The organism is Marivita sp. NO-S04 (assembly GCF_059070475.1).
Genome location: NZ_CM180980.1, coordinates 718,440 through 744,925 on the forward strand (window position 1 = coordinate 718,440; position 26,486 = coordinate 744,925).

Annotated in this window: 31 protein-coding genes, 1 pseudogene and 1 other annotated feature; of the genes and pseudogenes, 14 read left to right on the forward strand and 18 right to left on the reverse strand. The window is 60.2% G+C overall.

Features of this window, described 5'->3' with window-relative positions:
- Positions 1-66 precede the first annotated feature (66 nt).
- Positions 67-1,260: an alpha-D-ribose 1-methylphosphonate 5-triphosphate diphosphatase gene (locus ACK3EW_RS03765; RefSeq protein WP_493808517.1), complete on the reverse strand. Its 1,194-nt coding sequence runs from the start codon at positions 1,258-1,260 to the stop codon at positions 67-69.
- On the opposite strand from ACK3EW_RS03765, the gene ACK3EW_RS03770 reads away from it, so the two are divergent.
- Positions 1,259-1,930 carry a DUF1045 domain-containing protein gene (locus ACK3EW_RS03770; RefSeq protein ID WP_493808518.1) on the forward strand — a complete coding sequence of 224 codons (672 nt, stop codon included), beginning with the start codon at positions 1,259-1,261 and terminating at the stop codon, positions 1,928-1,930. The genes ACK3EW_RS03765 and ACK3EW_RS03770 overlap by 2 nt on opposite strands.
- Here the strand turns inward: ACK3EW_RS03770 and phnN are convergent.
- The 4 genes from phnN to ACK3EW_RS03790 are packed head-to-tail and all read right to left on the reverse strand — an operon-like array spanning position 1,912 to position 4,808.
- Positions 1,912-2,457 (reverse strand): phosphonate metabolism protein/1,5-bisphosphokinase (PRPP-forming) PhnN, encoded by a 546-nt coding sequence (gene phnN / locus ACK3EW_RS03775; protein ID WP_493808519.1) that lies wholly within the window; start codon positions 2,455-2,457, stop codon positions 1,912-1,914. The two genes, ACK3EW_RS03770 and phnN, sit on opposite strands and share 19 nt — an antisense overlap.
- Entirely contained in the window at positions 2,454-3,176 is a 723-nt protein-coding gene (gene phnL, locus ACK3EW_RS03780) for a phosphonate C-P lyase system protein PhnL (protein ID WP_493808520.1), read from the reverse strand. Before phnL ends, phnN begins: the two co-directional genes overlap by 4 nt.
- 4 nt (positions 3,177-3,180) lie before the next feature.
- Positions 3,181-3,951, reverse strand: coding sequence for a phosphonate C-P lyase system protein PhnK (gene phnK / locus ACK3EW_RS03785; protein ID WP_493808521.1), 771 nt, complete (start codon positions 3,949-3,951; stop codon positions 3,181-3,183).
- Complete coding sequence (locus ACK3EW_RS03790; RefSeq protein ID WP_493808522.1) at positions 3,948-4,808, reverse strand: alpha-D-ribose 1-methylphosphonate 5-phosphate C-P-lyase PhnJ; 861 nt, start codon at positions 4,806-4,808, stop codon at positions 3,948-3,950. Before ACK3EW_RS03790 ends, phnK begins: the two co-directional genes overlap by 4 nt.
- A gap of 65 nt (positions 4,809-4,873) precedes the next feature.
- Here ACK3EW_RS03790 and ACK3EW_RS03795 point away from each other — a divergent pair, with 65 nt between their 5' ends.
- Positions 4,874-5,077 (forward strand): hypothetical protein, encoded by a 204-nt coding sequence (locus tag ACK3EW_RS03795; protein WP_493808523.1) that lies wholly within the window; start codon positions 4,874-4,876, stop codon positions 5,075-5,077.
- A gap of 17 nt (positions 5,078-5,094) precedes the next feature.
- Here the strand turns inward: ACK3EW_RS03795 and ACK3EW_RS03800 are convergent, their stop codons facing one another.
- The 3 genes and pseudogenes from ACK3EW_RS03800 to ACK3EW_RS03810 form a co-directional block, all read right to left on the reverse strand.
- Complete coding sequence (locus ACK3EW_RS03800) at positions 5,095-5,373, reverse strand: HAD-IA family hydrolase (RefSeq protein ID WP_493809685.1); 279 nt, start codon at positions 5,371-5,373, stop codon at positions 5,095-5,097.
- Positions 5,350-6,581: pseudogene (locus ACK3EW_RS03805) on the reverse strand (IS3 family transposase); the annotation flags it as partial. The gene ACK3EW_RS03800 and the pseudogene ACK3EW_RS03805, both read right to left, overlap by 24 nt.
- Positions 6,178-6,294 (reverse strand) — a sequence feature (AL1L pseudoknot). Its footprint overlaps the pseudogene before it by 117 nt.
- Positions 6,472-7,026, reverse strand: a complete 555-nt coding sequence (locus tag ACK3EW_RS03810) for an HAD family hydrolase (protein WP_493808524.1) — start codon at positions 7,024-7,026, stop codon at positions 6,472-6,474. The gene ACK3EW_RS03810 and the pseudogene ACK3EW_RS03805, both read right to left, overlap by 110 nt.
- A gap of 80 nt (positions 7,027-7,106) precedes the next feature.
- On the opposite strand from ACK3EW_RS03810, the gene ACK3EW_RS03815 reads away from it, so the two are divergent.
- Positions 7,107-7,274 (forward strand): hypothetical protein, encoded by a 168-nt coding sequence (locus ACK3EW_RS03815; RefSeq protein ID WP_439118433.1) that lies wholly within the window; start codon positions 7,107-7,109, stop codon positions 7,272-7,274.
- A 2-nt stretch (positions 7,275-7,276) separates the two neighbouring features.
- On the opposite strand, the gene ACK3EW_RS03820 is transcribed toward ACK3EW_RS03815, so the two are convergent.
- The 3 genes from ACK3EW_RS03820 to phnG are packed head-to-tail and all read right to left on the reverse strand — an operon-like array spanning position 7,277 to position 9,428.
- The gene (locus ACK3EW_RS03820) at positions 7,277-8,371 is read right to left on the reverse strand and encodes a carbon-phosphorus lyase complex subunit (protein ID WP_493808525.1); all 1,095 of its coding nucleotides are present in this window, start codon (positions 8,369-8,371) and stop codon (positions 7,277-7,279) included.
- The gene (gene phnH / locus ACK3EW_RS03825) at positions 8,371-8,973 is read right to left on the reverse strand and encodes a phosphonate C-P lyase system protein PhnH (protein WP_493808526.1); all 603 of its coding nucleotides are present in this window, start codon (positions 8,971-8,973) and stop codon (positions 8,371-8,373) included. Before phnH ends, ACK3EW_RS03820 begins: the two co-directional genes overlap by 1 nt.
- On the reverse strand, positions 8,973-9,428 hold the full coding sequence (gene phnG / locus ACK3EW_RS03830) for a phosphonate C-P lyase system protein PhnG (protein WP_493808527.1): 456 nt from the start codon (positions 9,426-9,428) through the stop codon (positions 8,973-8,975). The genes phnH and phnG overlap by 1 nt, the downstream gene beginning before the upstream one ends.
- Before the next feature lie 81 nt (positions 9,429-9,509).
- Between phnG and phnF the strand changes: the two genes are divergently transcribed.
- The gene (gene phnF / locus ACK3EW_RS03835; protein ID WP_493808528.1) at positions 9,510-10,229 is read left to right on the forward strand and encodes a phosphonate metabolism transcriptional regulator PhnF; all 720 of its coding nucleotides are present in this window, start codon (positions 9,510-9,512) and stop codon (positions 10,227-10,229) included.
- Here the strand turns inward: phnF and ACK3EW_RS03840 are convergent.
- From ACK3EW_RS03840 to phnC, 5 genes are all read right to left on the reverse strand, one after another.
- Positions 10,226-10,843, reverse strand: coding sequence for an LbetaH domain-containing protein (locus tag ACK3EW_RS03840; RefSeq protein ID WP_493808529.1), 618 nt, complete (start codon positions 10,841-10,843; stop codon positions 10,226-10,228). The genes phnF and ACK3EW_RS03840 overlap by 4 nt on opposite strands.
- 1 nt (position 10,844) lies before the next feature.
- Positions 10,845-12,158, reverse strand: a complete 1,314-nt coding sequence (phnE, locus tag ACK3EW_RS03845; protein ID WP_493808530.1) for a phosphonate ABC transporter, permease protein PhnE — start codon at positions 12,156-12,158, stop codon at positions 10,845-10,847.
- The gene (gene phnE, locus ACK3EW_RS03850) at positions 12,155-13,036 is read right to left on the reverse strand and encodes a phosphonate ABC transporter, permease protein PhnE (RefSeq protein WP_493808531.1); all 882 of its coding nucleotides are present in this window, start codon (positions 13,034-13,036) and stop codon (positions 12,155-12,157) included. Before phnE (ACK3EW_RS03850) ends, phnE (ACK3EW_RS03845) begins: the two co-directional genes overlap by 4 nt.
- A gap of 62 nt (positions 13,037-13,098) precedes the next feature.
- Positions 13,099-14,007, reverse strand: a complete 909-nt coding sequence (gene phnD, locus ACK3EW_RS03855; protein WP_493808532.1) for a phosphonate ABC transporter substrate-binding protein — start codon at positions 14,005-14,007, stop codon at positions 13,099-13,101.
- Between the two features lie 60 nt (positions 14,008-14,067).
- Positions 14,068-14,877, reverse strand: a complete 810-nt coding sequence (phnC, locus tag ACK3EW_RS03860) for a phosphonate ABC transporter ATP-binding protein (RefSeq protein ID WP_493808533.1) — start codon at positions 14,875-14,877, stop codon at positions 14,068-14,070.
- A 216-nt stretch (positions 14,878-15,093) separates the two neighbouring features.
- Here phnC and ACK3EW_RS03865 point away from each other — a divergent pair, with 216 nt between their 5' ends.
- From ACK3EW_RS03865 to ACK3EW_RS03890, 6 genes are all read left to right on the forward strand, one after another.
- Complete coding sequence (locus ACK3EW_RS03865) at positions 15,094-15,390, forward strand: hypothetical protein (RefSeq protein ID WP_493808534.1); 297 nt, start codon at positions 15,094-15,096, stop codon at positions 15,388-15,390.
- A 152-nt stretch (positions 15,391-15,542) separates the two neighbouring features.
- The gene (locus ACK3EW_RS03870) at positions 15,543-16,034 is read left to right on the forward strand and encodes an Lrp/AsnC family transcriptional regulator (protein WP_439118422.1); all 492 of its coding nucleotides are present in this window, start codon (positions 15,543-15,545) and stop codon (positions 16,032-16,034) included.
- A gap of 162 nt (positions 16,035-16,196) precedes the next feature.
- Positions 16,197-17,336, forward strand: a complete 1,140-nt coding sequence (locus tag ACK3EW_RS03875; protein ID WP_493808535.1) for a glycine cleavage T C-terminal barrel domain-containing protein — start codon at positions 16,197-16,199, stop codon at positions 17,334-17,336.
- A gap of 29 nt (positions 17,337-17,365) precedes the next feature.
- Positions 17,366-17,815, forward strand: coding sequence for an OsmC family protein (locus tag ACK3EW_RS03880; RefSeq protein ID WP_493808536.1), 450 nt, complete (start codon positions 17,366-17,368; stop codon positions 17,813-17,815).
- Positions 17,816-17,833: 18 nt separating this feature from the next.
- A complete protein-coding gene (locus ACK3EW_RS03885; RefSeq protein ID WP_493808537.1) occupies positions 17,834-18,634 on the forward strand; it encodes an enoyl-CoA hydratase in 801 nt (266 codons plus the stop codon).
- Between the two features lie 4 nt (positions 18,635-18,638).
- Positions 18,639-20,270 carry an acyl-CoA synthetase gene (locus ACK3EW_RS03890; RefSeq protein WP_493808538.1) on the forward strand — a complete coding sequence of 544 codons (1,632 nt, stop codon included), beginning with the start codon at positions 18,639-18,641 and terminating at the stop codon, positions 20,268-20,270.
- A 16-nt stretch (positions 20,271-20,286) separates the two neighbouring features.
- Here ACK3EW_RS03890 and ACK3EW_RS03895 read toward each other — a convergent pair whose 3' ends face one another.
- Positions 20,287-21,909, reverse strand: a complete 1,623-nt coding sequence (locus ACK3EW_RS03895; protein ID WP_493808539.1) for a GMC family oxidoreductase — start codon at positions 21,907-21,909, stop codon at positions 20,287-20,289.
- A 109-nt stretch (positions 21,910-22,018) separates the two neighbouring features.
- On the opposite strand from ACK3EW_RS03895, the gene ACK3EW_RS03900 reads away from it, so the two are divergent.
- The 4 genes from ACK3EW_RS03900 (at position 22,019) to ACK3EW_RS03915 (ending at position 26,176) form a co-directional block, all read left to right on the forward strand.
- Entirely contained in the window at positions 22,019-23,248 is a 1,230-nt protein-coding gene (locus ACK3EW_RS03900) for a TRAP transporter substrate-binding protein (protein ID WP_493808540.1), read from the forward strand.
- 111 nt (positions 23,249-23,359) lie between these two features.
- Positions 23,360-24,028 (forward strand): TRAP transporter small permease, encoded by a 669-nt coding sequence (locus ACK3EW_RS03905; RefSeq protein WP_493808541.1) that lies wholly within the window; start codon positions 23,360-23,362, stop codon positions 24,026-24,028.
- Positions 24,028-25,386, forward strand: a complete 1,359-nt coding sequence (locus ACK3EW_RS03910; RefSeq protein WP_085629005.1) for a TRAP transporter large permease — start codon at positions 24,028-24,030, stop codon at positions 25,384-25,386. The genes ACK3EW_RS03905 and ACK3EW_RS03910 overlap by 1 nt, the downstream gene beginning before the upstream one ends.
- A gap of 10 nt (positions 25,387-25,396) precedes the next feature.
- Positions 25,397-26,176 carry an IclR family transcriptional regulator gene (locus ACK3EW_RS03915; protein WP_493808542.1) on the forward strand — a complete coding sequence of 260 codons (780 nt, stop codon included), beginning with the start codon at positions 25,397-25,399 and terminating at the stop codon, positions 26,174-26,176.
- A 17-nt stretch (positions 26,177-26,193) separates the two neighbouring features.
- Here the strand turns inward: ACK3EW_RS03915 and ACK3EW_RS03920 are convergent, their stop codons facing one another.
- Positions 26,194-26,466, reverse strand: a complete 273-nt coding sequence (locus ACK3EW_RS03920) for a hypothetical protein (protein ID WP_493808543.1) — start codon at positions 26,464-26,466, stop codon at positions 26,194-26,196.
- Between the last annotated feature and the right edge of the window lie 20 nt (positions 26,467-26,486).

Consider the following 26,486-nt stretch of genomic DNA (forward strand, 5'->3'; position numbering starts at 1 on the left):
TGCCATGATGTTGCGCCGCGCAAGGCCTTGGCGCGCAGTGCGGGGGCTGGTCTGTTGGTAACGGTGTCAGGCCACGCGGCGTCCACGGCTCCAGACGCCCCGGATGAGCGGGGTCGATCCGACGGCGCGAACCCGGATCACATCGCCGCGCAGGCCCGGTTTCAGGCGCCCGCGATCGGTCAAACCTGCGGATGCAGCCGGGGCGCTTGTGACGCAAGCAATTGCGGCGGGCAGGTTGTCCCAGATATCGGCCAGCAGAAAGGCTGACAGCAGAAGCGCCGACGGCACGTAGTCTGAGGAGATGATGTTGAGCATCTCGGCCTCGGCCAATTCTCGTGCCGCAACGTTGCCGGAATGCGATCCGCCCCGCACAAGGTTCGGCGCCCCCATCATCACCGCGATGCCATGCGCGCGGCACGCCGCGGCCGCCTCACGGGTGGTGGGGAATTCGGCAAATCCCACGCCATTGGCCGCAGATGTGTCCACCTGATCGGCGGTAGTGTCGTCATGGCTGGCCAGAACCGCGCCATACCGGCGGGCTTCGGCCACCGCGCCGGTTTCGTGGATCGCGCCAAATTTCTCTTGCAACATCCTGAGGTTGGCGACGTGTTCGGCGAATTCGATATCGTTCAGGCCGCGCTTCTTGGTGACATAATTCTTAAGCGCGCTAAGATCGCGGAACTGCCGTTGCCCGGGGGTGTGGTCCATCAGGCTGACGATTCCAACGCGGTCTTCCGGACCGAATGCGGCCATCTCCTCGAGCAGGGTCTCCGAGCATATCTCGGCGCGCAGATGCAGGAAGTGGCTGATCTTGAACAGCCCCAGCTTTCGCGCCTCAAGCAGTTCGTCGGCAAGTTTGCGGGCGTATTCACCATATCCTGTTTTTGCGCTGTGGATCGACCCCACGCGCAGTGCGTCGAATACGGTTGTGATCCCGGTCGAGGCCAGTTCGGCGTCATGGGCCAGCAAGGCGGGCAGATGCGGCCAATCCACTTTGGGACGCGGTTCGATATGCCGTTCAAGATTGTCGGTGTGCAGCTCCACCAGCCCCGGCATCACGTAATCGCCCTGGCAGTTGACCGCGCCGTTGGGCACGATGTCGCCTTCCTCGATCACGTCGATCTGGCCGTCGATGATGAGTATCCGCCCGGTGATGACACGATCCGCCAAAACAAGCCGGGCATTGGCAAGTTGCAGCACCTCTGACATGGAACCGTCATGTGGCTCTGCCAAACGGGACGAAAGAAAAGGAGAGTTCATGTCATACACTCGCTTTGCGGTCTATTATCTTCCGCCCGAAGGCGTGCTGGCCGATTTCGGGGCGGCATGGTTGGGATGGGATTGCGTTACTGCCCGCACTCTTGTTCCCCCCCATGTGCCCGGTCTTCATGACGTGACAATGACACCGCGCAAATATGGGTTTCACGGAACGTTGAAACCGCCGTTTCAGCTTGCCGAAGGGACGAATGTGGCTGGTTTGCAAGAGGCTTTGGTCCAGATGGCTGCGACCTGTGCGCCCGCGCAGAGCGATGGGCTGGCCCTGACCGCACTGGGCCGCTTCCTGGCGTTGACCCCGGTAGGTGACACCTCTGGCATCTCCCGTGTGGCGGCCACTTGTGTCGAGGCGCTGGACGCGTTTCGCGCACCGCCCGGTGGGGCCGAGTTGGCGCGACGTCGCAAGGCGCGCCTGTCGGAGCGGCAGGAAGCGCTGCTGCAGCGCTGGGGCTATCCGTATGTGATGGAGGAATTCCGCCTTCACCTGACCCTGACCGGGCGTCTTCCGGTCGACAAGATCACCCATTGGACCGACACCGCCCGCGTACATCTTCCGCCCTTGCCTGCGCCCTTTGTGATGGACGCGGTGGCACTGGTCGGAGAGCGCGAGGATGGACGGTTCGAACTGATCCAACGCTACACCCTTGCCGGCTGAAGCGCGGTTAGCGCCTCATTGATTGTGTCCTCGAGCGCGCCGTCATTGGTGATGGTCACAATGTTCAGGGCGCAGGGCAGGGCTTTGTCAGCTTGTGCCAGACGGGCGGCGATTTCGGCCTCGGTTTCCCGCCCGCGCCCGGCAAGCCGTTTGGCCAGCGTGGCAGGTGAGGCGGTGATGTTGAGAACGATCATCTTTGGGAAGGCCTCTGCCGCCTGAAGAAGTGCGCCGCGCGAAAAGTTGGCAAGGCAGTCTTTGCCGCATTGAACGTATGTGAGGACATCCGCTGGGATGCCATAAGACAGGCCATGCGCGGTCCAATACACACAGAACGCCCCTTGCTGTGCAGCGGCGTCAAAAGCGTCTTGCGTTACCGCGTCATAGTCCTCACCGCCCAAGCCCGGCGCACGGGTGATGGTGCGGCGCACAAGGCGCATTTCGGGTCGTGCGGCGATCATGCCCGCCATCACACTATCCTTGCCAACGCCAGAGGGGCCGACCACGGCGATGAGGCGACCCGCGTTCATGCCGCAGACTCGTTGTATTGTCCTACTGCTTCGCTGCTTGAGGACATCCCCGGGGTAAAGCGACTCACGTCGATTTCGCGGTCGCAGATGCGGGTGCGGGCGGCTTCGTCGTGGAATATGCCGATGATCGCGGCACCACGCGCCTTGGCCGCTTCGATCAGCGACAGGACAACTTCGCGGTTGGCGGCATCAAGGCTGGCGGTTGGTTCATCCAGCAGCATTGCTGGGTAAGGATGGGCAAAGCCGCGCGCGATGTTCACCCGCTGTTGCTCGCCGCCCGAGAACGTGGTGGGGGACAGCGACCAAAGCCGTTCCGGGATGTTGAGCTGCGCTAGCAGGTCTTTGGCGCGTGTGCGGGCTTCATCGCTGCCAACACCGACCGCGCGCAGCGGTTCGGCCACAACATCCAGTGTTGGAACACGCGGCACAACACGCAGGAACTGGCTGACATAGCCCAGCACCTCGCGTCGGATCTGGATGATCTCGCGCGGTTCGGATTGCACGAGGTCAACACCGCCGACCCGGATCGCCCCGGATTGTGCACGGTAATTGCCGTAGATCATGCGCATCAATGTGGATTTGCCCGCGCCCGATGCGCCGGTCAGGGCCACACATTCGCCGGGGGCGACGGTCAGGCTGACATCGCTCAGAACTTCGATCACCGCGCTGCCCTGATTGTGCAGAGTGAAGGTCTTGGACACGTTGGAAAGGTCGATCATGATCTCACACCTGCAAAACAGAGCTGACAAGAAGTTGCGTGTAGGCGTGCTGCGGGTCATCGAGCACCTGATCGGTCAGGCCGTTTTCCACCACGTGCCCGTCTTTCATCACCATCAGGCGGTCAGCCAGCAGGCGCACCACGGCAAGGTCATGGGTGACAATGATGGCCGACAGCCCCATATCGCGCACCAGCCCGCGCAGAAGGTCAAGCAGGCGTGCCTGCACGCTGACATCCAGCCCACCGGTGGGTTCGTCCATGAAGACAAGCCGGGGTCCGGTGACGAGGTTGCGCGCGATCTGAAGGCGCTGCTGCATCCCACCTGAGAATGTCGTGGGGCGGTCGTCGACGCGACCTGCGTCAATCTCGACCCGGTCGAGCCAGTCGACCGCCTTGCCGCGAATGTCGCCATAATGCCGGGCACCCACCGCCATCAGCCGTTCGCCGACATTGCCGCCCGCGCTCACGCCCATGCGCAGCCCGTCGCGGGCGTGCTGGTGGACGAAGGCCCAATCGATGCGCGACAGCATGCGGCGTTCGGGTTCGCTCATCGTGACGGTATCGCGGGGACCTTGGCCGTGAGTGTCAAACACAACTGACCCTGCATCGGGGCGCAGATGCCCTGCCATGCAGTTGAGCAGCGTGGACTTGCCCGACCCGGATTCTCCCACGATGCCCATGACTTCGCCGGGATAAAGGTCGAAGGACACGTCGGCACAGCCAATATGCGCGCCATAGTATTTCGTCACGCCTTGGACGGAGAGAAGGGGCGTCATGCTGCATCCTTTCCGCGATGACCGGCTGACTGCCGTCCTTCGCAATAATCGGTGTCGGAACACACAAACATCCGTCCGCCTGCATCATCCACGATCACCTCGTCGAGATAGCTGTCATCAGCCCCGCACAGGCCACAAGGATGATCGGCTTTTGATGCCTCGAACGGATGGTCCTCGAAATCGAGGCTGACAACCTGCGTATAGGGCGGCAGCGCATAGATGCGCTGTTCGCGGCCCGCGCCGAAAAGCTGGATCGCAGGGCAATCGCCCAGTTTGGGGTTGTCGAATTTTGGGATGGGCGACGGGTCCATCACGTAGCGCGCCTCGACCTTGACCGGGTAGGCATAGGAGGTGGCTATGTGGCCGTGTCGACTGATGTCTTCGTACAGCTTCACATGCATCAGCCCGTACTCCTCAAGGCTGTGCATCTTGCGGGTCTCGCTTTCGCGCGGTTCAAGAAAGCGCAAGGGTTCCGGGATCGGCACCTGATAGACGAGGATCTGGCCTTCGGTCAGCGGCACTTCGGGAATGCGGTGGCGGGTCTGGATCACCGTTGCCTCGGTCGTGGCGGTGGTGGTGGCGACGCCTGCGGTACGTTCAAAGAAGGTGCGGATCGACACGGCGTTTGTCGTGTCGTCGGCCCCTTGGTCAATGACTTTGAAGCGGTCATCCGGCGTCAGCACGGCAGCAGAGACCTGTACGCCGCCGGTGCCCCACCCATACGGCATCGGCATCTCGCGACTGGCGAAGGGCACCTGATAACCGGGGATCGCCAGACCTTTGAGGATCGCGCGGCGGATCATGCGTTTTGTCTGTTCGTCCAGATAGGCGAAATTGTACTCTGATGAGGGTGTCACAAGACTGTCTCACTGCTGTGGTTAATGCGACGCAACGAGTCGCTGTCCGAAAACCCGGGGGTCTTATGGTCGCGTTGATGATTACTGTTCTGTGGTGGGGGGGCATTGCCCTTGTCGTTTGGCTGGCCTTGGAGTCGGTTCTGTTCCGTCTTCTTCCTCGACTGGAAAGGCTGTTTCCCAGTGATCTGATCGGTCCGGATGGCTGGTTCAGCGATCCCGCCAATAAGAGCGGGATTTTCGACCTGCCGCTGAAGCGCCGTCGCGGCTGAGAATGACAGTGTGGGGGTCATAGCACCCCCCGATCGGTCAAAGCGGCTTGCAACGCTTCGGGCGATGTGAAGTGGATGCCGTCCATCCCAACCCTGCGGGCGCCGTCGACATTGTGCAGACCGTCGTCGATGAAGATGCAGTTTTCTGGCGCCACTCCGGCGCGGTCGCAGAGCAGGTGGAATATCCGGGCATCGGGTTTGATGATGCCTTCCTGACCTGACACGACGTGAACCGCCCCGGGTTTACCGGAGAGTTTCTGGTTCAATAGTGAGGCTGCTTTTTCGTCAGCGTTCAAGCTTGCGTAGAATGCCTCCTCTGCTTCTTGTGGCGTGATGTAACCGACGGCGCTGTGAAGGCGGGTGTTGTTATACCAGTCGACCCATTTCAGAGTTTCCCATTCGACCTGACCGACCGACTTCCAGGGGCCGAGGAACTTGATGACCTCGGTCTTGAACAGGCCGATGATGCTTTCGGCGAGGGCATTATCATAGGAATCGCCGACGCTTCCGACCGAGGTATCGATGCCGGCCTCTGCGAGCCGCTCGGTGTATCGGATCGACAGGTATTGGCTGCCACGATCACTGTGATGGATCAATTTGTCAGCCTCAGACGGCGCCCTCTGGCAGATGGCCTGGTTCAGGGCATCCAAGACGAAACCAGTCGTCATCGAGGTCGAGACCCGCCAGCCAACGATCTTGCGGGCGAAGACGTCGATGATGAAAGCCACGTAGACCATTCCTTGCCAGCTGGAAACATAGGTGAAGTCGCTGACCCAAAGCTGGTTTGGCATGTCCGCCACGAAGGCTCGGTTTACCTTATCGTGCGGGCAAGGTTGTGCCGTATCGGGGTTGGTGGTGATCACCTTCTTGCCCCGCACAACGCCTTGTAATCCCATGACCTGCATCAACCTCTCCACCGTGCAGCGGGCGATATCATGGCCACTGCGGCGTAGCTGGTGCCAGACCTTGCGCGCGCCATATCGGCCCCGGCTGCCCTCGAAGGCCTGCTTGATCGCAGCCATGTCCAGCTGATCCTGCCTGGCCCGGTCCGATGCCAGATCCGGATCACGCTCCACGGCCTTGAAGGCGTAATAAGTCGATGGTGCGATCCCCAGAACCCGGCAGATCGGCCCGACACCATGGACACAACGGTGATCATCAATGAACGCGATCATTTGCGGAATGGGCGGTCGAGCTCCGCCGCTGCGAAATATGCGCTGGCCTTCTTCAGGATCTCGTTGGCCTGGCGCAGTTCACGGACCTCACGCTCAAGTTCCTTGATCCGATCCTTCTCGGCACTTGTCAGACCGGCCCGCTGCCCGGCATCGCGTTCGGCCTGCTGACACCAGACCCGCAGACTGTCCGGCGAACAGCCAAGCTTCGGCGCGATGGCCTTATAGGCGGCCGTATCGCTGGAATAATCGGTACGGTTCTCTCGAAACATCCGAACACCGCGTTCGCGAAGCTCGGCCGGATAGGCGGGGGTGAATCTCTGCTTTGTCATAGGGCTCATCCTTTGAGTGTTTTACTCTCCGGTAAACCCGGGGCGGTTCAACGAGTGTCTCAAACACCTCGCCCAGACGCGGATGCACCTTGAGTCCCTCGGGCCAGGTTTCCGCTGACCAGTTGGTGATGGCATGCACCGAGGTTCCCTGCGCCTTGAGCCGATCGAGGATGGCCCATGTGCCGGGGATCGGATCGACCACGGTTTTTGTGTAGAGTGACACGTAATCGGCGAAATGTGCGCGATCGTCTGGGTCTTCGACCTCAAGCGCGAGATCGACAAAGCGCTCGCCGGCATCGCCGCGCGCATTGAGAGCGCGGAAATTGGTGCGCTCGACAAAGGCATGGGCAGCCTCGGCAGACCCGAAACGGTCGAGCCATGCAAGATGCGGTTGCCAGTCCACCAGCACACCGCCGATGTCGAATACGACGTGTTTCTGGGTCATGCGATGCCCCTTCTGCGAGGTGCCACAACAGGGCCGCATTCCTGCGCTAAGTACGCTGCGAGAACGATGAGCGAGATGGTATGGACTGGACTGTGATCCTGATTGTGCTGGGCTTTGTTGCCCTGCTGGCTGGACGAACCTTTATCGGCATATGCTTTGAAGGCACTTGGCTGAATTCGGCACTTGAAGGGTCGTCCGACAGCGATGGTGATGGCGGATGTGACGGCGGGGATGGCGGCGGCGACTAAGGTCATTCCGCGGCCTCTTGATGCTGTCCTTGCGAGGCTTCGACCTCGCGGCGCAGTTTGCGCACAAGCTCCAGTTCAGACTGGAAATCCACGTAATGCGGCAGCTTGATATGTTCGAGGAACCCTGTCGCCTGAATGTTGTCCGCGTGGTAGAGGACGAACTCTGCGTCCTGCGCCGGGGCGCCCACGTTGTCCTCGCCCAGTTCTTCCCACCGCAAGGCGCGGTCGACCAGCGCCATTGAGATCGCCTTGCGTTCGGTCTGGCCGAAGACAAGACCGTAACCGCGTGTGAATTGCGGCGGTTCGGTTTTCGAGCCTTTGAACTGGTTGACGGTTTCGCATTCGGTCAGGGTGATTTCTCCGATTTCGATGGCGAAGCCCAATTCGGGGATCTCCATCTCGACCGGCACTGTGCCGATACGCAATTCGCCGACAAAGGCGTGGTTGCGGGCATAGCCGCGCTGGGTGGAATAGGCCATCGACAGGGTAAAGCCCTCATCGGCGCGGGTCAGCGCTTGCAGGCGCAACGCGCGGTCGGCGGGCATTTCCAGCGGTTCGCGCGTCAGATCGGGCGGAGTCGTGTCATCGTGCGGGGCCTCTTCGATCAAGCCCTCTTTGTTGAGAAATTCGGTGACGCGCGGCACTGGGCCGGGTTCGGCCTCGCGCATTGATGCTTCCGGAGTTTCGCCATCGGCGGCGAGTTTGAAATCCAGCAGGCGGTGCGTGTAGTCGAAGGTTGGGCCAAGCACCTGTCCGCCGGGCAAATCCTTGAACGTGGCCGAGATGCGCCGGTCGCAAGCCATATTGCCGGTGTCCACCGGGTCCGATGCGCCAAAGCGGGGCAGGGTGGTGCGATAGGCGCGGATGAGGAAGATCGCCTCGATCAGATCACCGCGCGCCTGTTTGATCGCCAGCGCGGCCAGATCGGGATCGTAAAGCGAGCCTTCGGCGATCACACGATTGACGGCAAGGCTGAGCTGTTCGCGTATTTGTGTGACCGAGAGTTCGGCCACCGACGTGTCGCCGCGACGTTCTTCGGCCAGCCACGCGTGGGCGTTCTGGATTGCGCGTTCGCCGCCTTTGACTGCAACGTACATTAGGAATTTCCTTCTTGCGCTACCGCTTCGCTGCTTGAGCGCGAGACCTTGGTGCTGCGCGCCAGTGCTGCGATGCGGTTGCCACTTGTGAAGATGAAATCCAGTCCCAGCGGAAACAGCGCCGCGTTGTCCTGAAAGGCCCGCGTTTCAGGCAAGGAGAGGCTTGCGGTGTCGCGGATTCCGGGGCCAGTCAGGGTTTCGCCCTCCGCCGAAAGGTCAGCACATTCCACGATCAGCGTCGCAGACCGATCAGGGTATTCGGATGTCCCGATGGGATAGGCCGCAAGCGAGCCAAGTGCGCCCCATGTGCCAAGTGCAAACATGCAATGCGACGGGCCAGCGATGGGCGCGCCGGTGTGGAAGGCCACCCATGTGCGCACCGCTTCGCAATCGGCGTCGCCCGCCAGATAGAGCGGGGTTTCCGTGTCGCAGAGGGTAAGCAGCGCAACACCAGCTGCCACCGACAGCGGGGCAGGTGGGTTTGCACCCATCAGTGTTTGAATAGTGCCGGGGCGGGCCATCGCCTCCATCACGCCGCGAAAAGCGTGGGCTGCATCGGTGGCGGGGTTGGAAAAGCCCCCTTCGAGTGTCTGTGCCTGCATCAATCTTCCCCCCGCACCATTGTGAAAAAATCGACCTTGGTGGCAGCAGCCTTTTCGGCGCGTGTGGTGCGCCGTGTGGTGGCCTCGTGCTCCAGCGGTTCAAGAACCTTGGTGCGAAGAACAGTGACCGCGTCTGTCTGCATCAAAGCATCGACCAGTGCTGCGGCTTCGGCATCCAGTTTGCGGCGGCCTTGCACATAGGCGTGTCCCACCTCGCCACTTGGCAAGGTCAGCGCACAGCGCGTAACCGTCATTTCGCCAAGGTTGAACGGCGCACCGGTGCCACCTGCGCGACCACGTACCATGACGCTGCCGATCTCTGGGGCGCGCAGCCAAGTAAAGGCGGGGCGGGGCAGGGCGGCGTCCAGGAGGGCCACCACGCGGCCTTCGGGCGCTTTTGCCATCAGGCTCATCCATGCTTTGCGGTCCGGTGTCTGGTCGATCGTGTCTTTCATCTCGACAACTTTTCAAGTTTCTATACAACTAGACATATCGTACCAGATTCCCCGATCCGAGACAGTGGAGTTTTGTGAATTTTGCGTAACACCCGGTCCTCGACCCCTGTCTGGAAAGCCATCGCGGCGGCGCTCAGGGCGGATATCTCTGAAGGGCGCTACCTGCCCGGTGACAAGCTCCCGACCGAGGCACAGCTTTCGGCACGGTTTGGGGTGAACCGGCACACGGTGCGCCATGCGCTGTCGCATTTGGTCGACGAAGGACTGGTGCGAACGCGGCGCGGGGCGGGGGCGTTTGTAGCCTCAACCCCCACCGATTACCCGATAGGCGAACGGGTGCGGTTTCACGAAAACCTGCTGGCTGCCGGGCGGAGGCCGGAGAAGCGTGTTCTTGACGTGGAATGCCGCGCGGCCACTGTGGGCGAGGCAAGGGCGCTAGAGGTCGACGAAGGCGCCCCGGTCTGTGCCTATCGCGGGCTGTCGCTGGCAGATGGCGCGCCGATTGCGCTGTTCGAAAGCGTGTTCCCAGTGGACCGGCTCGCCGGGATCGACCAACACCTGACTGAGACAAGCAGCGTGACCGAGGCATTGGCGCTTTCGGGTGTGGCCGACTACACCCGCGCCAGCACCCGACTTACGGCGGTCTTGGCGGACGTCACGCAGGCGCTGCTTTTGCACCTGCGGGAAGGTGATCCGCTGCTGCGGTCGACCAGCGTGAATGTCGAGGCCGAGGGACACCCGGTCGAGTATGGGCGCACGTGGTTCGCCGGGGATCGGGTTACGTTGACTTTGGAAGCCTAGCCCCCAAACCGTTCCAGAAATTCTTCGGCGCTGAGCGAGCGGAAATCATCCAGCGCCATGCGCAGCGCGTCGTGGGGCCAATCCCACCACGCAAGGTCGATCAGCCGGTCCGCAATCGCAATGGGTTGCCGTTCGCGCATCACCCGCGCGGGGGTGCCGGCGACGATGGTGTAGGGGGCCACATCTTTGGTCACGACAGACCCGCTGGCCACAACAGCGCCGTGGCCCAGAGTGACCTCGGGTTTGATCATCGCGCTGTGGCCGATCCACGTGTCATGGCCGATTACCGCGCGACGGGTCTTTCGGTGGTTGAGGAAATCCTCGTCCGGGCGGGCATCGTCCCAGTAATCCTGCGACCGGTATAGGAAGTGGTGACACGCTGCCGTATCCAGCGGATGGTCTGTCGCGCCGATCCGCACGAAGCTGGCGATATTGGCGAACTTGCCCACTTCGGCATTGGCGATATCGCCATAGCGGTCGCAATAGCTGTAATCGCCAATATGGCTGTTGGTGACACGGCTGCCCAACCCGATCTCGGTATAGGCGCCAAACGTGCTGTCGGTCAGGGTGCACCCCTCGTGAACGAAGGGTGCGTCATGCTTGAGGCGGGCCATATCAATCCTTGCGGCCGATCAGCTTGCCGCGCAGCCAGCCCGAGAAGCTGTCCATCGCCATCACCATCGCCACGATCAGAACGATGTAATAGGCGACCTCTTCCCAGTCCTTCTGGGTCTGGATGGCCTGCGTCAGCATCAGGCCGATCCCGCCACCGGTGATCGCGCCGATGATGGTGGCAGAGCGGGTGTTGGATTCGAGGAAATAGAGGATCTGCGCCAGAAGGATCGGCACGATCTGGGGGATCACGCCAAAGCGATAGCGTTGCAGCGGCTTGGCTCCGGTGGAGGCAACACCCTCGATCTGCTTCTGATCGACGTTCTCAAGCGCCTCTGAAAAGATTTTGCCGAATGTGCCCGTGTCGGTGATCAGGATCGCCAGCGTCCCGGTCAGAGGGCCGGGGCCAAAGGCGCGGGCCAGAACAACGGTCCAGATCAAGGCATCGACGCCGCGTACAAAATCGAACAGGCGACGTGTTGCGGCGCGCACGATCATGACTGGCGCAAAGCGCTTGGCCGCCATGAAGGCAAGCGGCAGGGCAATGATCGCGGCCCCCATCGTGCCAAGGAATGCCATCAGGATGGTTTCGCCAATCGCCCAGGCCACATCTTTGTGCCGCCACATCGCGTTGTTCCACCAATCAGAGACCGCGCCAGCGACATTGGGGCGGGTTGGATCGATGCGGTCGCCCAACAGGATCTCGAACAACCCGTGGCCGTGATAGGGGCTGTCGAAGGTGAACCAGAACAGCTCCCAACCCGGGAAATAGTTGAACACCTCGGTTTTCGATCCGGTGATCGTCACGCGGCCTTCGGGGGTGGTGATTGCCACACGTCGGTTCGAGGCGTTGATCCAGTCGGGTGCGTCTTCGGGCAGGTTGGTTGTGATGGTGCGGCCTTCGGCCTGCGCTTCGATCAGGCCGAAACCGGGCACATTCACTTCGGTTCGCTGATCAGGCAGCAGGCGCACGATGGTGTCGCCGCCCAGATCAATCGTGATGATGTCGTCCCCGCTGACCCAATCGGGGCGCTGGCCCTCGGGGTAGGCGCCTTTGCGTTCGCCTTCGACCGCGTAGGACATCTCTCCGCTGCGGTTGTCGCGGGTGACGTGGGTTTTGTACGACCAGCTGTCGGACGCGAGCGTGACTGCGTTGTCCCAATTTGCGCGTTTCGTCAGGCCCGCGATGTCGAAGGCAAAGAAGATGTAGACGAAATAGGCCAGAACGATCGCGGGCAGGGCCACTGCAAATATGCGCTTGCGGGCAAAGAGCGCGTCTGCGTCCGTTTTGACAAGGCTCAGGTCAGCGGCGGTCATGCGTTTTGTCCTTCGGTCAGACGGTTGCGGTAGCGGCTTGAGATTTGGTCGAAGAACACGATGGTTCCGAAGAGCAGGATAAAGATCGCGGCGGCCTCATCGAAACGGCCCGGCCCCCAAGCCATCGCGTTGCGCAGCTCGTAGCCAAGACCACCTGCGTCGACGAAGCCAAGGATAGCTGAGGCGCGGATGTTGATTTCAAAGCGCAGAAGCGCGTAGCTCAGATAGTTGGGCGCGACCTGCGGCAGTACACCCAGCCACATCCGCTGTGACCAGTTAGCCCCGGTTGAAGCAAGCCCTTCGACGGGTTTGAGGTCGGCGTTTTCCGCCACTTCCGAGAACATCTTGCCCAAGGCGCCTGCCGTGTGAATGGCAATGGCGATCATCGCGGGCACCGGGCCGCCACCCAGAACAAATATCAGCACCAGCGCGATCACGATTTCAGGTACGGCGCGCATGATATCCATGCTGCGGCGGAACACCGGGATCAGGCGGGGCCAGCGGGCCAAACCGCGCGTCGACAAGAGCGACAGGATCAGACCGGCGGCGGCGCCGATCAGCGTTGAGACCGCTGCGATGTTGATGGTTTCCACCAGTGCGGGGAAGAATTCGACAATAAGTGCAGGCAGGTCGGCGCGCTTTTCCCAAGCCTCGGCCAGTACCTCTGCGGGGTAATCACCGATCTGGTGCAGCCCGTCCCAGAAGCCGCCAGCATTGCGGTCGTCGGCCACGTTGAAGCCGGACACCATAAGCACAACGAAGATGAGCAATGTCAGCCCACCGTAAAGGCGGCGGCGCTGGACCTGGGCCATGTAGCTGGTCTGAATGCTGTCTACCGTCTGGCGTTCCTGCGCCGCGGCAAGTGTCGCGTCTGTCATCTGCTGCCCTCAAATGAAAATCGGCAGCCCGCGTGCAGGCTGCCGATGGAGTGGGGTGGGTCTTAGCCGCCGATTTTGGCTTGGCGTGCTGCGATCACCGACTCGTAGATGCTGTGCTCGACCGGCTGGAAGCCGAGCGTTTCGCCAGCGGCCACACCGTAGGCGCAGTCCTGATCGCGCTCGTGCAGGCCGTCGACCAGAGCAGTCATCTTTGCTTTGACTTCATCCGGCAGCGCCTTGCGCAGAACGACAGGGCCTTCCGGGATCACTTTGGATTTCCAGATTTCGACCAGTTCGTTCATGTCGACGAGACCGGCATCGACTGCCTTGCGCAATGCGCCCGAGTTGTAGCCGTCTTCCCAGTTGCCCTGACCGTCGGCCCATGTCACGCCACCGTCGATGTCGCCGTTATAGACTGCAACGATGGTCTGCTCGTGGCCGCCGGTGAATTTGACCTCACCGAAATAGTCGCCGGATTCCATTGTCGATCCGGTGGCCTGCGGGATTTCAATGGAGGGGATCAGGTAACCCGATGTGGAGTTCGGATCGCCAAAGCCGAAGACTTTGCCCTGCATGTCTTCGAGCGAGGTCACACCGGCGTCTTTGCGTGCAAAACCGATGGAATGGTAACCGATGGAACCGTCCATGTTGACCTTGACCAGAACCGGCTCGACCGCTTCGGGGTCTTGCAGAAAGGTTGCGGCATAGGCCGATGCGCCAAGCCATGCCATGTCGATGGTGCCACCAAGCAGGCCCTGGATCACGCCGTTGTAGTCGGCCGGGGCGAACAGCTTGACTTCGACGCCGAGCTCTTCTGCGGCATAGTCCTGCAGGCAGCTATAGCTGTTCATGCGGTCCTGAGCGTTTTCGCCACCAAGGATGCCGATGCGGAATTCGGTGATGTCCTGTGCGAAAGCAGCGGTGCTCAGAGCGGTTGTGGTCGCAAGCGCAAGTGCGATGGTCTTTTTCATCTGTCTCTCCATTGGGTGTGATGAAATGCAAAAGCCCGCCGCAGCGGGGTTTCAACTGGGTCAGGCCAACACGAGGTTTTTGTTGGACTGGTCCAGTGTTTCGATGGCGGTGGATGTGGCGGCTTCCGAGAAATCCGCCCCTGCGCCGTAGATGTCGCGGGCGACACCGGTCGTCAGTTGGTCAGGGCGTCCGTCAAAGACGATGCGCCCGTCGCGCATCCCGATCACCCGGTCGCAATAGCGGCGCGCGGTGTCGAGGGTGTGCAGGTTGGCGATGACCATGCGCCCGTCTTCTTCGTGAATGCGGCGCAGCGCATCCATCACAATCTGGGCGTTCATAGGGTCAAGGCTGGCAATCGGTTCATCGGCAAGGATGATGCTGGGGTCTTGCATCAAAGCGCGCGCAATCGCGACGCGCTGCTGCTGACCACCCGACAGCGCCTCGGCGCGTTTGGGAGCTTGCTCCGCAATGCCAAGTCGGTCGAGGATTTCAATGGCTTTATGAATGTCCTCTTGGGGGTAGAGGTTGAACATCGTCGCAAAGGTCGACCGGCGGTTCAGCGTGCCGTGCAGAACGTTCGAGACCACATCCATACGCGGAACAAGATTGAACTGCTGAAAGATCATCGCAAAGCGTGATTGCCATTCACGCCGGGCCGCGCCCTTGAGCGAAGAAATCTCTCGACCTTCAAACAGGATTTCGCCGTCGCTGGCATCGCTCAGACGGTTGAGCATCCGCAGCAGCGTCGATTTCCCGGCACCTGAGCGGCCGATGATGCCGATCATCATGGGCCGATCTACGGTGAAAGTGGCAGCATCCACGGCAGTCTTGTCGCCAAACCGCTTGGTCAGTGACTTGAGTTCGAGCATCGTATCCCCCTGTGTTGACGCGGCTGATAGGGGGGCGGTGCAAAGCTAATGCGACAGTTTTGAATCGGGTTTGCGAATTTCGCGAAACAGTTTTGTGACGCACGGCGCAGCGGTCCATGCGATTGGATGCGACGGCGCGATCACATGTGTCGGAAAACTTATCCACAGGCCGTCATGAAACTGTTACACAGAATTGAGCGATGCTATGAATGCCTCATGCGGTCCCTTCTTGCTTTTAGCCTATGTGCCCTAGCCTTTGGTCCCCACGCCGAAGCTGGCACGATTTCAGACCTGTTCTGTGACGACAGCGCCCGTCTTGAAAAGCAGCTTATGACGCGTCACGGCGCGCAAAAGCTGGGCCGCGGGATGCGTGGGCCAGATGCTTTGATCGAAGTGTGGATTGACCAACGCGGGGATTGGACGTTGGTCCAAAGCTACGCCAATGGCACGTCCTGCATCGTCGCAATGGGAGAGCACTGGCAAGAAATTGCCCGCACCCAAGATCCCGCCTGATCTTCTCTGGACCCACGGATTGTCTTTGCCTATGCCGCCGCCAACAAAGCGTCCGGTGCAAGTGACGCTGTTTTTCACCAGTGTTAGCACTTCCCTTATAGACATATATGTTGATTGTTCGCTGGAACTGATCGGCTTGGAAGGTTGGAACGATGAAACGCGTCGGGCTCGATGCCGCGGATATTCGCATTCTCAGTGCTGTCCAGAAACATGGACAGCTAAGCAAAAGTCGACTGGCCGAGATCGTGAACATCTCGGCCACGCCGTGCTGGGTCCGGCTGGATCGGTTAAAAGCGGCGGGGTTCATTCGTGGCTATTACGCCGATATCGCGCTGGACCGTGTCTGCGATTTCACACAGGTGGTGGTGACGGTTTCGCTCACCCATCACCGCAAGGCTGATTTTGACCGGTTCGAAGCCTTCATGAACGAACATGACGAAGTTATCGAATGCATCGCGACGGGAGGCGGCATGGACTACGTGATGACCGTAATCTGTCCGACGCTCACGGCGTTTCAGGAGTTGATGCAGGCGATGCTGGATGCCGAATTGGGGGTGGATCGCTACATGACCTACATCGTCACCCGAAAAGTCAAATCGACTCGGCCCAATATTCCGAAACTGGTCGCCGCATCGGGTCGATAAGCCCTTCGGACCAAACGGTCTGAGCCGGGCCGAAAAATCGGGCTGTTCGGTCTTTCGTCCAGTTATTTTTTGGTCCGCTCCCCGATTATTTCTGCGTCTAGATAACCGCCAGCTTCCACCAGTTCCGGCGCAGGGCGTCGGTCTTTTTCAAGGGCGAACACCATGGATACAGAAGACTTCGGCTTTGGCACGCAAATCCGCAAATCCCCCTATTTCGACGCAACCGTGCGTTGGGGGGCCAAGGGGTTTTCGGTGTATAACCACATGTACATCCCGCGTGATTTCGGTGACCCCGAGCAGAACTTCTGGAACCTTGTGAACGACGCGATCCTGTGTGACGTGGCGGTCGAACGTCAGGTCGAAATCACCGGTCCGGATGCCGCAAAATTCGTTCAGATGCTGACACCGCGTGACCTTTCCAAAATGGCGGTCGGGCAGTGCAAATACATCCTCATCACCAATGCCGAGGGTGGCATCCTGAACGATCCGATCCTGCTGCGTCTGGCGGAAAACCACTTCTGGATTTCCCTCGCGGACAGCGACATCCTGCTTTGGGCGCAGGGCGTGGCGGTGCATTCCGGCATGGATGTGTCGATCTGTGAACCCGATGTGTCCCCGCTGCAGTTGCAGGGGCCGAAATCCGGCGAGATCATGCAAGCCCTGTTTGGGGAAAGCATCATGGATCTCAAGTACTATTGGCTGCGTGAAGTCGATCTGGACGGAATCCCATTGATCGTGTCGCGGACCGGTTGGTCCAGCGAACTGGGTTATGAGCTTTATCTGCGCGATGGTTCGCAGGGCGATGTGCTCTGGGAACGGATCATGGCGACTGGCATGGCCTTCGGTCTGAAGGCCGGCCACACCTCGTCGATCCGGCGCATCGAAGGTGGGATGTTGTCGTACCATGCGGATGCAGATATCAAAACCAACCCGTTCGAGTTGGGATTTGACCGTCTGGTAAATCTTGACATGGAAGCGGACTTCATCGGCAAAGCCGCGCTGCGTCGCATCAAGGAAGAGGGTGTGAGCCGCCAGCAAGTGGGTCTCATTATCGACTGCGATCCAATGAAAGGGCCGAACACCACGTTCTGGGCGATCAACAAGGACGGCACCAATATCGGCAAGGTCACATCGGCGGTTTATTCCCCGCGGCTTGAGCGCAACATCGCGTTGGCGATGGTCGCCGCGGACTGCGCCGTGATCGGCTCCGAGGTCGAGGTCATCACCCCGTCGGGACCGACCCGTGCGACCGTTGTGGAGCGTCCGTTCTACGATCCAAAGAAGTCCCTTGCCGCCGCTTGATCGCGCGTCTCTCAAGAAAGACCTGAACCATGTCCGACCTTTCGATCGAGCTGCACTGGCAGCGCGCTGAGCCTGTTTTGCTTGCAGGCAAGTACTCCAACGCACATCGTGTGCAGTTCAACGACGCGTTCGATGTTCAAGTGGACGCCGCCCCCGACTGGGGCGGTGATCCGTCCAACACCAACCCAGAACAGGCTCTGGCTTCGGCGCTGTCGAGTTGCCACATGATGACTTTTCTTGCCTTGGCTGCCAAGGCGGGTTGGCCGGTGGCGGGCTATCAGGACCGGGCCGTCGCTCATCTGGGCAAGAACGCCAAGGGCCAGATGTCGGTCACCCGCATCGACCTGCACCCGGTGGTTCGGTTCGATGCGGGTTTCGCACCCGATGCGGCCGAACTGGACAAGATGCAGCATCGCGCGCACCGCTATTGCTTTATCGCAAACACGCTGGCCGACAGCGTCGAGATCAACATCCTCTAACTGACCGGAGCACGCCTCGTGACCCAAAGCGATATCCTTCTGCGCGACCTTGATGACACTGGTATTCTGCGCCTCACGCTGAACGACGTGGGGCGGCGCAATGCCTTGTCCGAAGCGATGCTTGCAGCTTTGGGCGTGGCCTTTGCCGAAGCCGGGGCTGATCCGGCGGTGCGGGTGATTGTTCTTGCCGCCAATGGTCCGGCGTTCTGCGCCGGACACGATCTCAAGGAAATGACGGCAGGCCGTGCGGCCGAAGACGGCGGCAGAGCGTATTTCTCCCACGTCATGGCACAATGCTCGGGCGTTATGCAGGGTATCGTCACCTGCCCCAAGCCGGTGATCGCCGAAGTGACGGGCATCGCTACGGCAGCGGGGTGCCAGTTGGTGGCCAGTTGTGATCTGGCGATTGCCGCCGACACCGCCAAGTTCAGCACGCCGGGGGTGCATATTGGGCTCTTCTGCTCGACGCCAATGGTTGCGCTTTCGCGCAACGTGGCGAACAAGCACGCTATGGAAATGTTGCTGACGGGCGACATGACGCCCGCCGACCGGGCTGCCGAAATCGGCTTGGTCAACCGCGCGGTTGCGGCAGACAGTTTGCGCGATGCGGTGATGGAGATGGCGAGCAAGATCGCGTCGAAGTCCAGCATGACACTGGCGACAGGCAAGCGGGCGTTTTATGCGCAGCGCGAGATGCCTTTGACCGACGCCTACGCCTATGCCAGCCAGGTGATGGTGGACAACATGCTGGCGCGTGACGCAGAAGAGGGCATCGGCGCGTTTATCGAAAAACGCGCGCCCCAGTGGCAGGACGCCTGACCCCATGACGCAGAACCCCTACAATACCGGTCTGGATCGCAACCCTGTGAACCATCAGCCGCTGACGCCGCTCACCTTTCTGGAACGCGCAGCATCGGTTTTCCCCGATCACATCGCGATGGTGCATGGCGCGTTGCGGCGCAGCTATGCCGACTTCTACAGCCGGTCCCGGCAGTTGGCGTCGGCCTTGGCCGCACGCGGGATCGGGCGAGGGGATACAGTGTCAGCGATGCTGGCGAACACGCCAGCCATGCTTGAATGTCACTACGGCGTGCCGATGTGCGGCGGCGTGCTGCATTCGATCAACACCCGTCTGGACGCTGCGATCATCGCGTTCCAGCTGGATCACGCGATGGCTAAGATCGTCATCGTGGACCGGGAATTAATGCCTCTGATGCAAGAGGCTTTGGCGCTGGCGACGGTTACTCCTTTGTTGATCCAGTATGACGATCCGGAATTCACCGACCCGGCCCCTGTGGCCCAGGCCATCGACTATGACGCCTTTGTTGCAAGTGGCGATCCCGCGTTTGCGTGGCTGATGCCCAAGGATGAATGGGACGCGATTTCCATTAACTACACGTCTGGCACGACGGGCGACCCCAAAGGTGTGGTGTCCCACCACCGGGGGGCTTATCTGCTGGCGCAGGGCAATGCACTGACGGCGTCGATGCCCAAGCACGCGGTCTATCTGTGGACGCTGCCGATGTTCCATTGCAACGGCTGGTGTTTCCCGTGGACGCTTTCGGCGATCATCGGCACCCATGTCTGTCTGCGGCAAGTGCGGGCAGAGCCGATCTGGGCGGCGTTGGCGGATGAAGGTGTGACCCATCTTTGCGGTGCGCCGATTGTCATGTCGCTGATGATTTCCGCACCCCCAGAGGTGAAACGGGAATTTTACCAAACGGTACAATTCTTCACAGCTGCTGCGCCGCCCCCGGAAAAGCTACTGGCGGAGATGAAAGAAGCGGGGTTCGAGGTCACGCACCTTTACGGTTTAACCGAGACCTATGGCCCTGCCGTGGTGAACGACTGGCACGCCGAATGGTCCGATTTGCCACGAGCGGAACAAGCGCGGCTGAAGTCCCGGCAGGGGGTGCGGTATCTGCCGCTTGAAGGACTTGAGGTGCTGGACCCGGAAACGATGCAGCCGGTGCCCCGCGACGGTGTCACGATGGGCGAGGTCATGTTCCGGGGCAATGTGGTGATGAAGGGCTATTTCCGCAATCCGAAAGCCACCCAAGAGGCCTTTGCCGGGGGCTGGTTTCATTCCGGTGATCTGGGTGTGCGCCACCCCGACGGGTATATCCAGCTCAAGGACCGGTCCAAGGACGTGATCATCTCGGGCGGTGAAAACATCTCGTCCATCGAGGTGGAAGAGGTGCTTTATCGGCACGATGCCGTGGCCGTGGTCGCGGTTGTCGCCATGCCACATGAGCGGTGGGGCGAGACACCCTGCGCCTTTGTCGAACTGGCGCAGGGTCGCCAAGCGGATGCCGAGATGTTGCGCGGCTGGTGCCGCGAACATCTGGCGCATTACAAGGTGCCGGGGCGGTTCGTGTTCTCTGAGATCCCGCGCACTTCAACGGGCAAGATCCAGAAGTTCGCATTGCGGGAAAAAGCGCGGGAGCTGGCCTGAGGTTTCAGGCCAGCCGTCACGCGATCTGGTCGTAGACGCCCGCTTTGAGGTCTTCGAGGATCATGTCGGACGCTTTCTCCCCGATCATGATGGCAGGGGCGTTGGTGTTGCCCGACACGATCTCGGGCATGATCGAACAATCCACGATGCGCAGCCCGGCGATGCCGTGCACCCGTAGTCGGGCATCAACCACGGCATCGCTGCCTTGGCCCATCTTGCAGGTGCCGGTGGGGTGATAGATCGTTGTCGAATTGTTGCGCGCCCAGCTCAGCGTGCCGTCGTAATCATCAAGCTCGAGTGAGGCATCAGGGCGGAACTCTTCCGAGATCTTGTCGGTCAGCGGCGCATGTCGCGCGATGCGGCGGGCGATCCTGATGCCTTCGACAATCGTGCGACAGTCGGTGTCTGTAGACAGGTAATTCGGGTGTATCTTGGGATACACCGCCGCGTCGGCTGAGGCGAGCCGGATCATGCCACGGCTTTCGGGGCGCAATTGGCAGACCGACATGGTGAAGGCAGAGAACGGATGCACCCCTGCGCCTGGGCTGTCGGCGGACCAAGGTTGAACGTGGAACTGAATGTCGGGCGTGTCGACATGGTCGCCGGTGCGCATGAAGCCAGTGGCAAGGCTGGCCGCCATCGCCATGGGGCCACTGCGATGGAGTGCGTATTTCACTGCAATGCGGGCCTGGTCCAGAAGGCTGCGCACCTCGTCGTTGAGGGTCGGTTCTTTGCATTTGAACACAAGGCGCGCTTGCAGGTGGTCCTGCATGTTTTTGCCGACGGCTTTCAGGTCGTGCCGTACGGTGATGCCGTGATCGCGCAGGTGGTCCGCCTCTCCGATGCCTGAGACCATCAACAGTTGCGGCGACCCTATGGCCCCTGAGGACAGGATCACTTCGGCGCGCGCTTTCACGGTGTGTTCAATGCCGCCTGCGTCGCGATAGGCGACACCGGTGGCGCGTTTGCCGTCGAACAGGATGCGACTGGCGGCAGCGCGCGTGACGATGGTGAGGTTGGGGCGTGACCGGGCCGGATTGAGGAACGCCACGGCGCTGGAGCAGCGACGGCCGTTGCGGGTGGTCAGTTGGAAATACCCGACGCCTTCCTGGGTGGCACCGTTGTAGTCGGGATTGAACGGGTAGCCTGCCGCTTGGGCAGCCTCCACCCATGCATCGCAAATCGGACGGCTGAGGCGCATGTTGGAAACCGACAGCGGGCCTTCGGTGCCGTGAAAATCATCCGCGCCACGTTCCTGATTTTCCGAGCGCTTGAAGAGCGGCAGCACATCGTCCCACGCCCAGCCGGGATTGCCCATCTGCGCCCAGCGGTCATAGTCCTGCGGCTGTCCGCGCACGTAGAGCAGACCATTGAGAGAGGATGATCCCCCCAGAACCTTGCCCCGCGGCCAGTCAAGTTGCCGCCCGTTCAAGCCGGGATCAGGTTCGGTGCGGTAGCACCAATCGACGGACCGGTTGTGCATCGTCTTGAAGTACCCGACGGGGATGTGAATCCACGGGTTCAGGTCACGCCCACCCGCCTCGAGGAGAACGACTTTGACAGCCGGATTCGCGCTGAGGCGGTTGGCAAGAACGCAGCCGGCAGAGCCCGCGCCGACGATCACATAGTCTGCTTCCACTGACGATTTCCTCCTCGTGATGCAAAAAACTCTATGCAGATCGGAAAAGCCATTCTAGTCTTTTTTGAAAATTTAAGTCTCAATAATTGCTAAAACGGGAGGAGAAGCAATGAAAATCGGAGATCGTATCAAGGGAGTCTCGCGCCGGGATTTCTTCCGCATCGCAGGCACTTACGGGATGAGTTCGACGCTATTGGCGGCGGGAACATTCGGTGGGGTCATGACTGCGGCAAACCTCGCGAAAGCGGCGGAATCGACCTACAACAAGCGCTTTGCGAAGGAAGCCAAGCACACGCTGAAGTTCGGTGCGGCGGGCTTTAACCCGCAGAACTTGCTGATCGAACGGGCGGGTTGTCTTGAGTTCGCTCGCGATCTGGAAGAGCGCACGGACGGTGAAATTCGTATCGAATTCATCGGCAACAACCAGATCTGTGGTCAGCTGTCCTGCGTCGAGAAGGCCCAGCAGGGCATCATCGACATCTACGCGGCCTCCACCCAGAATTCGGCCGGTGGTGCGCCTTATCTGAACGTGCTGGATTATGCGTACATGTTCCGCAGCCGTGCGGACCAGTACTATTTCATGTACTCGCCGGAATCGCAGCGTATTCTGCGTGATCCGTTCGAAAAGCGTCATGGTCTGAAGTTCCTCTTCACCCATGCCGAACTGCGCGGCATTCAGATGGGCCAGAGCTTTGCCGACAAGCCAACGGTCACCAGGATAGAAGACATCATGGGCACCAAGAACCGCGTGACAGGCACGCAGCTTGGTCGGATCGCGATGGAAGCTCTGAACCTGAATCCGGTTCCGATCGCGTGGGAAGAAACGCTGGACGGTCTGAAGCAGGGCCTCATCGACGGCGCGGAAACATGGGCATCGGCTGTGGCCTACGCGAACATGTCACCGGTGGTCAGCCAGAGCGTCGATCTGCGCTTCTTCTGCGGCACAGAGCACACCGCGATGCGCTCTGAGACTTTTGATGGTCTGTCGGGCGACCTGCAGGACGCGGTCATGGAAGCCTCGTACCTCACACAGGTGCATGTGCAGGCCGCCAACGAAGCGGCGCTGGTCAACACCGTCGGCTTTACCGATCCGCCCATGCCGGGCACGATCTTTGCGGAAAACAACGTGCGCGTAGCCAAGTTGTCGGATGCCGAAGTGCGCAAGGCCGAAGAGATGTGTTCGCCCGAATTCCAACCGCAGCTGTGGGAGCAGTGGCGCGAGAGGATCAACGGCTGGGCCGGTGGGATCGACACTTATCAGGACATTTACGCCGAAGTGCGGAACAACCCGCACACGCTGGCCGAAAACGTCGAACCGCGCCGCTGGTGGAAGGGTTGATGCCTCTTTAGGACAAGTCAAGACGCAGCCCCGCTTTGACGGGGCTGTTTCATCTAAAGATGCACAGACCGGATCAATCCGGCACAGTCTTCACATGGGAGGAGGGGGCCGATGGAGCTCTGGTCCGATTTTAGCGCATTGGTCAGTGCGCTTGCCAGCCGAGATTCGTGGACAATCCGACAGGCTTTGGCGCCGAATTCAGTGTATATCTTCGGCGCTGTCTTTCTGGTTCTGGCGGGGTTGGCCCTGTCTTGGGTCTATCACCACGTTCCTATCTTTGAGCGCTATTTCGAACGAACGGTGATGATCGTTTGCTATCTTGGAACAGCGGGCATCATCTTCTGGGGTGTCATTGACCGCTTTGTCTTTTCCAACCAGCAACCCTGGTCGACGACCATTCCGCCATTCCTGTTCATGGTGATGGCATGGTTCGGCGCGGCCTATAACATCCGTGTGCGCACCCATCTGAGCTTTTCCGAATTCCGAAGCCGGATGCCACGGGGCGGGCAAATCGTCTGTCTGTGGCTCGACTTTGTGTTGTGGTTCGGGTTTGCGCTGATCTTTCTTGTGACCACGATGCGGGTGGTCGCGTTGTCTGCATCGAACTTTCAGATCGTACTGGGGACCGACAACACCATGCAGTGGTGGTTCCTTCTATCTGCCCCTGTCGCGGCAACACTGATGGCGGCACGCGCTGTCGAGAACATTCAGGATGATATGAAAAACTACCGGACCGGCCAGCCGCTGATCCAGCAATCCGTGATCGGGGGGGATACATGATGACCGACGGAACCTTCATCACACTGATCTCGGTTGGCGTTACGTTTCTGTTCATGCTGGGTGTGCCGGTTCTTCTGGTGATCGCCTACTGGGTGGTCGGGTGCTCTTTCGTGTTGGGGTTGACGCTCGACAATATGGGGGCGGAACTGCTCAACGTGTTCAACAAGGGGTTTGCCCTGCTGGCGATGCCGCTGTTCATCCTGACAGGTGACCTGATCAACAAGTCCGGCATTGCCCGACGATTGTCGGATTTTGCCTATGCCTGTCTGGGCTGGTTGCGGGGTGGTCTGGCGATGGCATCGCTGGGCGCGTGCGGCTTGTTTGCCGCAATCTCCGGGTCGAACTCGGCCACGACGGCGACAATCGGGTCGATGTTACATCCCGAGATGGTCAAAGGCGGCTATGACGAACGCTTCTCGGCAGCGACAGCTGCGGCAGGTGGCACAGTTGGGATCATCATCCCGCCTTCTATCATCTTTATCGTCTATGGCTTTCTGATGAACCTGCCGATTTCAGACCTTTTCGTGGCTGGGATCATCCCCGGTGCGCTGATGGTGATCGGCATGCAGGTGGCCTGCTGGATCATCTGCCGCATCAACGGTTGGGGTTATCTGATCCCGTTGCAATTGAACCGCGTTCTGAAAACAGCCTTTGGCGCATGGCTTGGTTTTTTCGCCATCGGTCTTGTGCTGTGGGGCATCTACACGGGCAAGTTTTCCCCCACCGAGGCGGCCGGCGTAACCGTGGGATTCTGTATCATCGCGGGACTGGTGTCTTGGGTGTTGAGCCGTGTGATGCGGCAAGATCCAGGCCGGAGCTGGGAAGACAAGAGCTATGCTGAAATGTTGGTGGTCGAGGGTTTCACCCTCAAGCAGATTCCCGGCATCACCATGCGATCCGCCGAGATCACTGGCATTCTTGCACCGCTGATCGCCATTTCAGTGGTGATGCAACAGATCCTGTCTTTGTTGGGGGCGCAGCAAGTGATCGGAGATTTCGTGACGGCGATGGGCGGCTACTATGCCGTGCTCTTCACTGCGATGATCATTGTGTTTGTTTCCGGTATGGTGCTGGAGTCACTGCCGGTCACCATCATCCTTGCGCCTATTCTTGCGCCGATTGCCGCAAGTGTGGGCGTCGATCCGATCCACTTCTCGGTGATCTTCCTTGTGGGGGCCTCAATTGGGTTCATCACGCCCCCCTATGGGCTTAACCTTTATGTCGCGTCTGGGGTGACGGGTGTTCCGTATTTCCGGCTTCTCAAGTACACGGTGCCCTATCTTGTCGCGTTGATCAGTGTTTGGGTGCTTGTTGCCCTGACGCCTGAACTGGCGTTGTTCTTGTTACCGGATAGGTGAGACCGATTGCATGCCCGACGCCTCTGCCTCTGAAACCAAAGGGCAGATCCCGACCAATCTGCGACTTCTTCTGATCTTGGAAGAAGTCGCGCGGGCAGGGGTGCCGGTTGCCCCGTCTACCTTGTCTGAAACGCTCGGTCTGCCAAAGCCGACCATTCACCGATTGCTGGCAACGGCAGAGGAAGAGGGGTTTTTGCAGCGCGATATTGATGGGCGGTCTTATGGACCGGGTCGGCGGTTGCGCAAGCTGTCGGGCAACACCCTGTCATCGCAACGATTGCGGACCGAACGATTGGTCATCATGCAAGCCTTGGCCAGCGAGGTGGGTGAGACCTGTAATCTGGCAGCGCCGGGGCGATACGGGATGGTGTATCTAGATCGGGTCGAAACCCATTGGCCGCTGCGCATCCAGCTGCCCGTCGGCACGCAGGTGCCGTTCCACTGTACGGCGAGCGGCAAGATGTACCTGTCTTCGCTGCGTTTGGACAAGTTGAAGCGGGTGTTGTCGTGGTTGCCGCTTGATCCATCGACCGACAAGTCGATCACTGATGTCGACGGTTTGATGGATGAATTGGCTGTTACACGGACGCGCGGCTTTTCGACCGACAACGAAGAGTTCATGGATGACATGGTGGCCATCGCTGTACCCATTCAAGACACCGAAGGCCGGTTGCTGACCACGCTGTCCATCCACGCGCCACGGCAACGATACAATCTGGACGCGCTGATTGGGATGGTGCCGCACGTTCAGAAAGCGGCCAAGCGCCTTGAAACACTTGGCCATCTGTAGGCATCAGAAGTCTAGGCTTACTCGCAGCCGCCGGTTGCCCATTGGCGCAGGTTCCGCTTAAGGATGCCACCGAAAGGATGCGGCTTCTCCAGCGATTTCTGGCCGCTAAGCGTTAGGTAGACATTGGCCTGATCGCAGAGCCGTTCCTGATTCCATTCGTGGCAATTCGAGCAGGACTGTTCTTTCCAGAACTCGTCCGGCAAGCCTTCGACCGGTGGAAACGGCGGTGCAAAATTAGGCCATGGTAGCGGCGGGATAGTCTCGCTGCGGGCGGAGTAAAATCCTGCCACTTTTCCCTTCTTGCATCGGC